Here is a 9,818-nt window from a genome sequence, read left to right on the forward strand (position 1 = left end):
GTCAACGCGATGTCGTATTGGCCTGTCCGCCGATCGGCGGCAGTTGCGGCAGCGGTTGGGCGAGCAGCCAGGCATCCCATAGCGGCCGCAGTGGTACCAGGCTGTAATGGCCGGCCAGATCGGTGAATTCCTCGGTGCTGACCGAGGCGTGTCGATAGCGAATCGTCCACTCGCGCAGTAGCTCCCAGAAGGCCCGCTCGCCGAGTTCGAGGCGCAGTGCGTGCAGGGTGAGCGCGCCGCGCTTGTACACGCGATCATCGAACATGCGCTGTGGGCTCGGATCGCCGATGATGATGTTCTGCGGTTCCCTGGACAGATTGTGCCGGGCGGCGCGCGCCAGCTGATCGGCGGTCGGCCCGCCCGCGGCCTCGGACCAGATCCATTCGGCATAACAGGCGAAGCCTTCGTGTAGCCAGATATCGCGCCACTGCCGGATGGTGAGGCTATTGCCGAACCACTGGTGCGCGAGTTCGTGTGCGACAAGGCGTTCCGCGCCGCGGCGGCCGTCACAGTGGTTGGCGCCGAAGACCGAGATGCCCTGGGCCTCGATCGGGATCTCGAGGTCGTCGTCGGTGATGACGACGGTGTAGCCGTCGAAGGGATAGGGGCCGAACTTCTCGATGAACAGCTCCATCATCTTCGACTGGCGGGCGAAGTCGTGCTCGAAATTGGCGCGCAGCCGGGCCGGGGCGACGGCCTGCATCGCCACCGAACCGTGCGGAGCATCGAACCGGTGCTTCTGGTACGGCCCGATCTGGATGGTGGCCAGATAGCTCGACATCGGTTCGGGCTGTTCGTAGACCCAGGTGGTCTGGCTCGCCTTGGTCTGCTTGCGGACCAGGGTGCCGTTGGCCAGCGCGTAATACGGGGTATCGGTGGTGATCGAAATCCGGTAGCTGGCTTTGGAACTCGGATGATCGTCGCAGGGGAACCAGGATGCGGCGCCATTGGGCTGGCTGGCGACCAGGGCGCCCTCGGTCAGTTCCTCCCAGCCGACCTCACCCCACGGCCCGCGCACCGGCTTCGGAACGCCCGCGTATTGCACGACCAGTCCGAGCACCCCGCCCGCCGGAATCCGATGCTGCGGGGTGATCACCAGCTTGCCGTGCTGGTGGACGTACTTCGCAGGCTTGGCCCCGTTGACGAAGACCTTGGCGACGGTGAGCGCTTGGGACAGATCGAGTGCGAAACGATCGCTCACCCCGGTGGTCACCGCGGTGATCGCGGCGCGGCCTGCCAGGCGGTTGCTGGTGACCTTGTAGGTGAGCTCCAGTTCGTATCGCGATACCCGGTAGCCCCGATTTCCGTTCTGCGGTAGGTATTCGTCGATGGGCTCTTCGTAGAACTTGCCCCGCATCAGTTGGCTGCTCCGACCTCGCTCGGCCTCGGCGCCGCACTGGACCACGGCGCGATCGGATTTCCCCACCAGCGACTGGACGCCGGGACGGTGTCACCCCGCATGACCAGCGACGCGGGACCGATGGTCGCGCCGTCGCCGATGCTCGCGGCGGGCAGCGCGACACAGTGCGGTCCGAGCGTGGCACCGGCGCCGAGGGTGACGGTGTCCATGGCCATGATTCGATCGTGGAAGAGGTGGGTTTGCACCACACAGCCTCGTTCCACGGTCGCGCCGTCACCGAGTGTCACCAGGTCCGCCTCCGGTAGCCAGTAGGACTCGCACCATACCCCGCGACCGATCTTTGCGCCGAGTCCACGAAGCCACAGATTCAGCACCGGGGTGCCGGTCGCGGCCCGCGCGAACCAGGGCGCGGCAACGGTTTCGACGAAGGTGTCGGCAACCTCATTGCGCCAGACGAACGAACTCCACAGCGGATGTTCCTCGGCGCCGATTCGCCCGACCAGCAACCACTTCGCGATGACCGAGCTGGTGCCCGCGATCGCACCAGCGGCCAGCAGCACCACACCGCTGAGCAGCGCGGCGGCCGGATAGCCCACCGATTCCGCGATCCAGGCCAATGTGAACAGCACACCGAGGCCGATCGCGAAGGTCACCAGTACCGGTATCAACCTGCAGGTTTCGACGATGCCGCGGAAAACCTTGAGGCGTGGGGGCGGATCGAAGGTGCGCTCGGTATTGCTGGTTTCGGAGGCGCGGCGCAGTCGGACCGGCGGGCTGCCGAGCCAGGACGAACCCGCCTTGGCCTTGGACGGCGCGGCCGAGAGCACCGCGACCAGACCGTTCTTCGGCACCCGCCGACCGGGCGCGGTCATTCCGGAATTGCCGAGGAACGCGCGCTTGCCGACCTTGGCATCGCCGATGCGCAGCCAGCCCCCGCCGAGTTCGTAGCTGGCGATCATCGTGTCGTCGGCGAGGAACGCGCCGTCGGCGACGGTGGTGAACTTCGGCAGCAGCAGCACCGTGGAGGCCTCGACGCTCTTGCCGACCTTCGCACCGAGCAGCCGCAGCCACAGCGGGGTCAGCAGGCTGGCGTAGAGCGGAAAGAGGAAGGTGCGCGCCGAATCCAGCAGGCGTTCGGTGGCCCAGGCCTGCCAGCCGACCCGGCTGCGGACGGGGTGATGGCCCTCGGTGAGTCCGATGCTGAGCAGTCGGACCGCGAGCACCGTCGTCACCGCGTAGATGGTCAGGCTGAGCAGGGTGGCGACGGGCAGGATCGCGAAGCCGCGCCCGAGCGCGCCCGCGAGCGTGGTCGCATCGCGGATGAACCAGGCGATGAACGCGCCGCCGGTGGCCAGGCCGAGAATGGGCATGGCCGCCAATGCCATCGAGGTCACGCCGAAGATCGCGACCCAATGTGCGGCCCTGGCGGGGGTGTTTTCCGGCCAACGGTGCGGTGCCTTGCCGACCTTCGTGGCCGGCGAGCCCGCCCACTCCTGTTCGGCCTTGACCTTGCCGGCCACCGAGGAGCCCGGCGCGATCTCGGCGTTCTTGCCGATCTTGCTGCCGGGCAGCAGGATCGATCGCGCGCCGATCACGGCGCCGGGGCCGATGGTGATCGGCCCGATGTGCACGATATCGCCATCGATCCAGTAACCCGAGAGGTCGACCTCCGGTTCCACACTGCAACCGTCGCCGAGTTCGAGCATGCCGGTGACCGGCGGCAGGGTGTGCAGATCGATACCGGTGCCGATCTTGGCGCCGAGTGCCCGCGCGAACGGCACCATCCACGGTGCGCCGGAAAGGCTTTCGGCGCCGCTGGCCTCGGACAGCCGGACCGCGGCCCACAGCCGCAGATGTACCGACCCGCCACGTGGGTAGCTGCCCGGCGCGACGCCGCGCAACAGCACCCGCGCACCCGTTGCGCATATCACCATGCGACCGGGCGGGGAGATGAACAGCAGGAAGGCGGCCAGCGTCCACCACCACGAAAGATGCGGCAGCCAAGGCAGCGAGCCGGACCAGCCCGCGATATTCCCGACAATGGCCAGCCAGGTGAGCCACTGCATGCCGGTGAGGGTGCTCAGCGGGACGGTGGCGAGTACCTGTGCCCACTGGGCGCTGCGCGGGGTGGGGCGCACGATGCGGGTTTCGACCGTCTCTGATGGTGCGGTCTCGTCCAGTAGTTCGGCGAGTGCGCCGAGGCGCGGATGGTCGTACAGGTCTGCCACGGCAATGCGCGGATAACGTTCGCGCAGGGCGGTGACCAGTTGGGCGGCCGCCAACGAGCCGCCGCCGAGATCGAAGAAGTCGCCGTCGGGGCCGGTGACCTCGGCGCCGAGAATCGAATCCCACAGCCCGGCGATCCATTGCTCGGTTTCGGTGAGGTCGGCGCGCGGGCCGTCGGTCTCGTTGGGCAGCGGCCACGGCAGGGCGTTGCGGTCGACCTTGCCCGAGGTGCGGGTCGGCAGATCGGGGACGATGGCGAGCCTGGGGACCAGTGGGGCCGGGAGTCGTTGGGCGAGTTGGGCTCTGGCCGCGGACAGGTCGAAATCCGGTGCGGTACCGGTGAGATAGCCGACCAGGATCTTATTGCCCGCCTTGGTGGATCGGATGGCGGCGGCGGCCCCGGTCACGCCGGGCAGATGCTGTAGTGCGTTATCGATCTCGCCGAGTTCGATACGGCGGCCGCCGAGTTTGATCTGATCGTCGGCGCGGCCGAGGAAGACCAGCCCCTCGCTGTCATTGCGGACCAGATCGCCGCTGCGATAGGCCCGGTCCCAGCCGAGTGACGGTAGGGGAGCGTACTTTTCGGCGTCCTTGGCCGGATCGAGATAGCGGGCCAGGCCGACGCCGCCGATCACGAGTTCACCGGATTCGCCCTCGCCCACCGGATTGCCCTCGGCATCGACGACCGTCAGATCCCAGCCGTCCAGCGGGAGTCCGATCCGGACCGGGAAGCCGCCGTCGAGCAGGGCCGCACATGCGACCACCGTTGCTTCGGTGGGGCCGTAGGTATTCCACACCTCGCGGTCCGAACGGCGTTCGCCCGGCCCTTCGTGATCCGCTTCCTCGTCCGAGTCCGCCGCTCGCGCCGCGGGCCGTCCGGCAAGGCGTTCGGCGAGTTCGGGCGGCACCGCCTCGCCGCCGAAGATCAGCAGCCGGACCGGGTCGAGCGCCTCGGCGGGCCAGGTCGCGGCCAATGTGGGCACCGTCGAGACGATGCTGATCTCGCGACGGACCAGCCAGGGGCCGAGATCCGCGCCGGTGCGGACCAGGGCGCGCGGCGCGGGCACCAGGCAGGCGCCATTGCGCCAGGCCAGCCACATCTCCTCACAGGAGGCGTCGAAGGCGACCGAGAGTCCGGCCAGGACCCGGTCGCCGGGCCCGATCGGGGCGTCCTGGAGGAACAGGCGTGCCTCGGCGTCGACGAATGCCGCGGCATTGCGGTGCGAGACCGCGACGCCCTTCGGGGTTCCGGTGGATCCGGAGGTGAAGATGATCCAGGCGTCGTCGTCGGTGGTAGGGCGAACGGTCGATTCGGCGGCGGTCGTTTCCGGGTGTCGATCGGTTCGTTCGGCGGCCGCGACCGTCGGTTCGATGCCCTCGGCCGTCGCGATGGCGGTAACTCGGGCTTCGCCGAAGACCAGTCGGGCGCGCTCCTCCGGATCGTCGGCGTCCACCGGGACATAGGCGGCACCGGCATAGAGAATGGCCAGGATTGTGACGTAGAGCTCATGCGAACCGGACGGCATGCGGACGCCGACGCGATCGCCCGGGCGCACGCCCGCCGCGATCAATCGGACGACACCGGCATCGATTTCGGACAGCAACTCGGTATAGCTGAGCACCAGGCGGCCGTCATCGATCGCGGGTGCCTCGGGGTGGGCCTGTGCGGTGCTGTTCAGAACGTCGACAAGGGTCCTGGCCTGCGGCGCGAGTGCGGCGCGTAGCAAGGGGTTTGGCGTCGGGAGCCCCGTCGCCTGGTCCTTGCCCGGCGCGGTGTCGACCTGCGGCTGCAGCATTACGTCCTGCCCACCTCTCATAGACCTGCCTAGCGCTTTCCCCGTTGTTGTTCCACAAGATGGTTACCAGTGGGCAAACACCACGGTGACCAACTGTCTACGGTACCTGCGGTATCGGCATGTTGTCGTCGACCGAACCGGGTGGTCGGTTGGCGGCGGCTGGCTCAGAGGTCTTCGCCGAGCGCCTTCAGGGCCAGGCGATGCAGGGTGCGCCGCTCCTCGTCGTCGAGCCGGTGCAGCACCCGCTCGGCGGCCTGTTCGATGAGTTCATCGGTCTTGCGGCGCTCGGCCCGTCCGGCCCGGGTGATGGAAAGCCGGTACTTGCGCCGGTCCGTCGAATCGCGGGTGCGGACCACGAATCCGGCGTCTTCCAGGCCATCGATCAGCCGCACCACCTCGCTGCGATCGATGCCGAGCGCGGTGGAGACCTGCTGCTGGGACAGGTCGTCGAACTCCTCCAGGCAGACCAGCACCCAATGTTCGCGCAGGGATGTGCCCATTTCGGCGTGCACGGCCTTGTGCAGCTTGCCGAGCGCATAGGTCGGGAAGCGGAGTAGGCCGCGGGGGTGGATGTGGTCGGCGGGCATTCGGTAATTGTATCTATTGTTGATACATGCGGTTGTTGATAACCTCCACAATCTAGGTAGTCTACAAATAGCGGAGGATCCATGTCGGATACTCGAACGGCCGTCGCCGCCACCGCGCCCGCACTCGAACCGATTCCGGCGCGGGTATGGCGGGTCGCCGGTGTGGTGGTCTTCGGCGCCGTGATGAGCATGTTGGATACGTCACTGGTCAATATCGGCCTGAACACCATTGCTACGGATCTCGGTGCGGCGCTGGACAGTGCGCAGTGGATTGCGAGCGGATATCTGCTGGCACTGGCCGTGACGCTGCCGCTGTGCGGTTGGCTCGGACGCCGGTTCGGGATGGATCGGGTCTGGTTGAGCGCACTCGCCGGGTTCACCGTCACCTCGGGGTTGTGCGTGCTCGCGCCGAATATCGATTGGCTCATCGGGTTGCGGATCGCGCAGGGGTTGGCTGCGGGTTTGCTGGTTCCCGCTGGGCAGACGCTGATCGGTCAGGTCGCCGGTCCGCATCGGCTGGGTCGGGTGATGAGTGTGGTCGGGATCGCGGTGGTCGCCGCGCCCGCGATCGGGCCGACGATCGGCGGAATCATGCTCGCGAACCTGGACTGGCAGTGGTTGTTCCTGATCAATATCCCGTTCGGGCTGGTGGCGTTCGTACTGGCGCGCCGGGTATTGCCGCGGGCGGCGACGGCGGATACCGGGGGCCGATTCGATACCACCGGATTTGCGTTGATCGGCGTCGGTCTGTCGGCACTGGTCTACGGGCTCGGCGAATTCGGTAGTCGCGGTAGCGTTTCCGCGCCGACGGTGTGGGTTTCGGTGCTGCTCGGCGCGCTGGCACTCGGACTCTTCGTGGCGCGGTCGGTGCGCGGGCGCGGTGCGCATCTGCTCGATGTCGGACTGTTCCGGCACCCGGTGTTCGCGACGGCGAATGTGGCGAACTTCTTCGCCGGTGCCTCGATGTTCGGGTCGATGCTGGTGCTGCCGTTGTACTTTCAGGTCCTGCACCGCGAAGGTCTGATAGCGACCGGATTGCTGCTGATGTCGTTCGGGCTCGGCGGCATTATCGCGATGCCGATCGGCGGCCGGTTGACCGATCGGTACGGCGGGGGTGTTGTCGCGGTGGTCGGCAGTGCGGTCACGGTCGCCGTCACGGTGCCGTTCGCGCTCGGCGATGCCTCGATGAATCCTGTTGTGATACAGGCGCTTTTGCTGATTCGGGGCATGGCGACCGGGTTGACCGGAATGCCCATCGTCGCCGCGGCCTACGCGGCGGTGCGACCTCAGCAGATGCCGGATGCTGCGTCGTTCGTCAATATTCTGCAGCGGGTCGGCGGGTCGATCGGGGCCGCGTTGCTGGCGGTTGTGCTGTATCGCGCGGCGGCCGCCGGATTGCCGGTGGATGCCGGGTTCCGGCAGGCGTTCTGGTGGCTCACCGCTGCCGCGGTGGTTTCCCTGATCGCGTCGGTGCTGCTGTGGCGCAAGGAGATTCAGCCGAAATAGCGATGCCGTGCGCCTTGTCGACGGCGACCGGAGGTGGCTGTCGACAAGGCGCACAATGGATTACGCGGCTGAGGCGGCGGTGCCGATACCGAGTGCGGCGAGAATCGCCGCGCTGATCTGCTCCAGCCGATCGCGAACCCGGGGGCGGCGCAGCATGGCTACCGCCCGGGAGGCGAGCAGGGCGAGCAGGATCATCTCCACGGCCGCGATGGTGCTTTCGATGGCGCCGAGCGCGAGGGTGTTCGCGAAGGTGACGTCGGTGAGGAACTGCGGCAGTACCGCCAGGTAGAACAGACCGACCTTCGGGTTGAATATGCACGACACCAGGCCCGCGGCGAATGCCGAGCGAATCGAGGTCGCCTCGCCCACGCTCGGCTGACCGGACACCTGCGCGCTGGTCCCGCGCTGTTTGCGGTGCTCGATCAACGCCCGAATTCCCAAGTACACCAAGTAGATTCCGCCGATGACCTTCAGTGTCCGGTAGGCCGTCGCGGACTGTTCCAGCAGTGCGGCAACCCCCGCCGCGACCACCACCGCCCAGACGATGCCGCCCAGCGCCGAACCGACTGCCGCGGCGATGCCGGGGCGTGCGTCCACGATCGAGAATCGCAGCACCAGGAACGAGTCCGGGCCGGGCGTGATCGACAGCAGAACACACAGGCCGACAAAGCTGAGCAGCAGGGAAAGCGTCACCTCTCGATGAGATCGCAGATCGCCCGGCTTTGCAAGGTTATTTATTTGAGTGCATGTATATGCACTGGCGAAAACGGCGGTTGACACGGCGGTGCGGCATCTGCCAATCTCGGTTCAGGTCATGAGTACCAGCGTCAAGCCCCGGCTAGCTGGTCGGCAACCCTCCTCCGCGGTGGGGTGCTCCGGGTGACGACCGGGCCGCAGCCCGACCGGGTGCGGCAAGCGCGGACTCGGATAATCACCTGATTACGGGTCCCATAATTGATGGGATTTTGTGATGACTGCTGTCGTTGACCAGACCTGTTCCGTCTTCGCCCGGGTCTCCGGCGACGATCTCCGGGTACCGCTGGTCCAGGGCGGGACGACCACCTACGCCAACTTCGACTACGCCGCGAGCGCACCGGCATTGGCGCAGGTCACCGATCGGGTGCAGCAGTTGCTGCCGTACTACGCGAGTGTGCACCGCGGCGCGGGCTACGCCTCGCGGATCTCCACCGAGTGCTACGAAGCGGCCCGCGGTTCGGTCACGCGTTTCCTCGATGCCGCCGACGACCAGGTGGTGGTATTCACCCGCAACACCACCGATTCGCTCAACCTGCTCGCCGCCTGCGTTCCCGGTGACACCGTGGTGCTGGATATCGAGCATCACGCGAACTTCCTGCCGTGGACCCGGCATGGTCGCCGCGTCGTCCGGGCCGCGGCGACCGTCGGGGAGACCATCCGCCAGCTCATCGCCGAATTGTGCAGTAGGCCAGCCGCATTGCTGGCGGTCACCGGCGCCTCCAATGTGACCGGTGAGGTACTGCCGCTCGAGCGCCTGGCCACCATCGCGCACCAGTGCGGCGCCCGCATCCTGGTCGATGCCGCCCAACTGGCGCCGCATCGTCGGATCAGCCTGCGCGACACCGGCATCGACTACCTCGCCTTTTCCGGGCACAAGCTCTACGCGCCGTTCGGCGCGGGAGTGCTTGTCGGACGCCGGGATTGGCTCGATGCCGCCGAACCGTATCTGGCGGGCGGCGGCGCGGTCCGCGAGGTCGGTGTTACCCGCACGGAGTGGGCACCCGCTCCGCAGCGTCATGAGGCCGGTTCCCCGAATGTCCTCGGTGCGGCCGCGCTCGCCGCCGCATGTGACGCGCTCTGTGCGATCGATCCCGAATCCCTTGCCACTCACGAACATCTGCTCGCCGATCGGCTGCGCACCGGCCTGTCCGCCATTCCCGGTGTCAACCTGCTGCGCATCTGGGACGACAGCCCGGATAGTGTCGGCATCGTCGCCTTTACCCTGGACGGTTTCGCTCCCGGCCAGGTCGCGGCCTACCTCTCCGCCGAACACGGCATCGGCATTCGCGACGGCCGCTTCTGCGCCCACCCCTTGCTCGCGCGCCTCGGCCTCGACGGCGCGCTGCGTGCCAGCATCGGCCTCGGCACCAGTTCCGCCGATGTGGACCGTCTGATCGAGGCCATTGCCACCCTCGTCGCCAACGGCGCGAGCTGGAACTACGCCTGCACCGACGGGCTGTGGAATCCGACTCCCGAGACCCGCCCCTTCACCAGCACCAATGCCGCGGACGGCGCCGCACCCTGCGTGATCGGCTAGGAGACTGCTGAATAAGCGGGTTTGGGGGTGGGAAGAGCGCCGGCAAGGTC

At 67.4% G+C, this 9,818-nt stretch carries 6 protein-coding genes and 1 riboswitch; of the genes, 2 read left to right on the forward strand and 4 right to left on the reverse strand.

The genetic code is table 11. The features are described from left to right. Position 1 precedes the first annotated feature (1 nt). From ABZW16_RS31985 to ABZW16_RS31995, 3 genes are all read right to left on the reverse strand, one after another. A complete protein-coding gene (locus ABZW16_RS31985) occupies positions 2-1,357 on the reverse strand; it encodes a M1 family metallopeptidase (RefSeq protein WP_354959816.1) in 1,356 nt (451 codons plus the stop codon). Next, the gene (locus ABZW16_RS31990; protein WP_354959817.1) at positions 1,357-5,382 is read right to left on the reverse strand and encodes a Pls/PosA family non-ribosomal peptide synthetase; all 4,026 of its coding nucleotides are present in this window, start codon (positions 5,380-5,382) and stop codon (positions 1,357-1,359) included. The genes ABZW16_RS31985 and ABZW16_RS31990 overlap by 1 nt, the downstream gene beginning before the upstream one ends. Before the next feature lie 164 nt (positions 5,383-5,546). Beyond that, positions 5,547-5,969 carry a MarR family transcriptional regulator gene (locus ABZW16_RS31995; RefSeq protein ID WP_354959818.1) on the reverse strand — a complete coding sequence of 141 codons (423 nt, stop codon included), beginning with the start codon at positions 5,967-5,969 and terminating at the stop codon, positions 5,547-5,549. A gap of 81 nt (positions 5,970-6,050) precedes the next feature. On the opposite strand from ABZW16_RS31995, the gene ABZW16_RS32000 reads away from it, so the two are divergent. Next, a complete protein-coding gene (locus ABZW16_RS32000) occupies positions 6,051-7,475 on the forward strand; it encodes a DHA2 family efflux MFS transporter permease subunit (RefSeq protein ID WP_354959819.1) in 1,425 nt (474 codons plus the stop codon). A gap of 60 nt (positions 7,476-7,535) precedes the next feature. Here ABZW16_RS32000 and ABZW16_RS32005 read toward each other — a convergent pair whose 3' ends face one another. Next, positions 7,536-8,168 (reverse strand): LysE family translocator, encoded by a 633-nt coding sequence (locus tag ABZW16_RS32005; protein ID WP_354959820.1) that lies wholly within the window; start codon positions 8,166-8,168, stop codon positions 7,536-7,538. A gap of 117 nt (positions 8,169-8,285) precedes the next feature. Further along, a riboswitch (SAM riboswitch) is annotated at positions 8,286-8,399 on the forward strand. Between the two features lie 46 nt (positions 8,400-8,445). Here ABZW16_RS32005 and ABZW16_RS32010 point away from each other — a divergent pair. Next, a complete protein-coding gene (locus ABZW16_RS32010) occupies positions 8,446-9,768 on the forward strand; it encodes an aminotransferase class V-fold PLP-dependent enzyme (RefSeq protein WP_354959821.1) in 1,323 nt (440 codons plus the stop codon). Positions 9,769-9,818 lie beyond the last annotated feature (50 nt).

Origin of the sequence: Nocardia sp. NPDC004604, assembly GCF_040609795.1 — a bacterium.
Lineage (GTDB): Bacteria > Actinomycetota > Actinomycetes > Mycobacteriales > Mycobacteriaceae > Nocardia.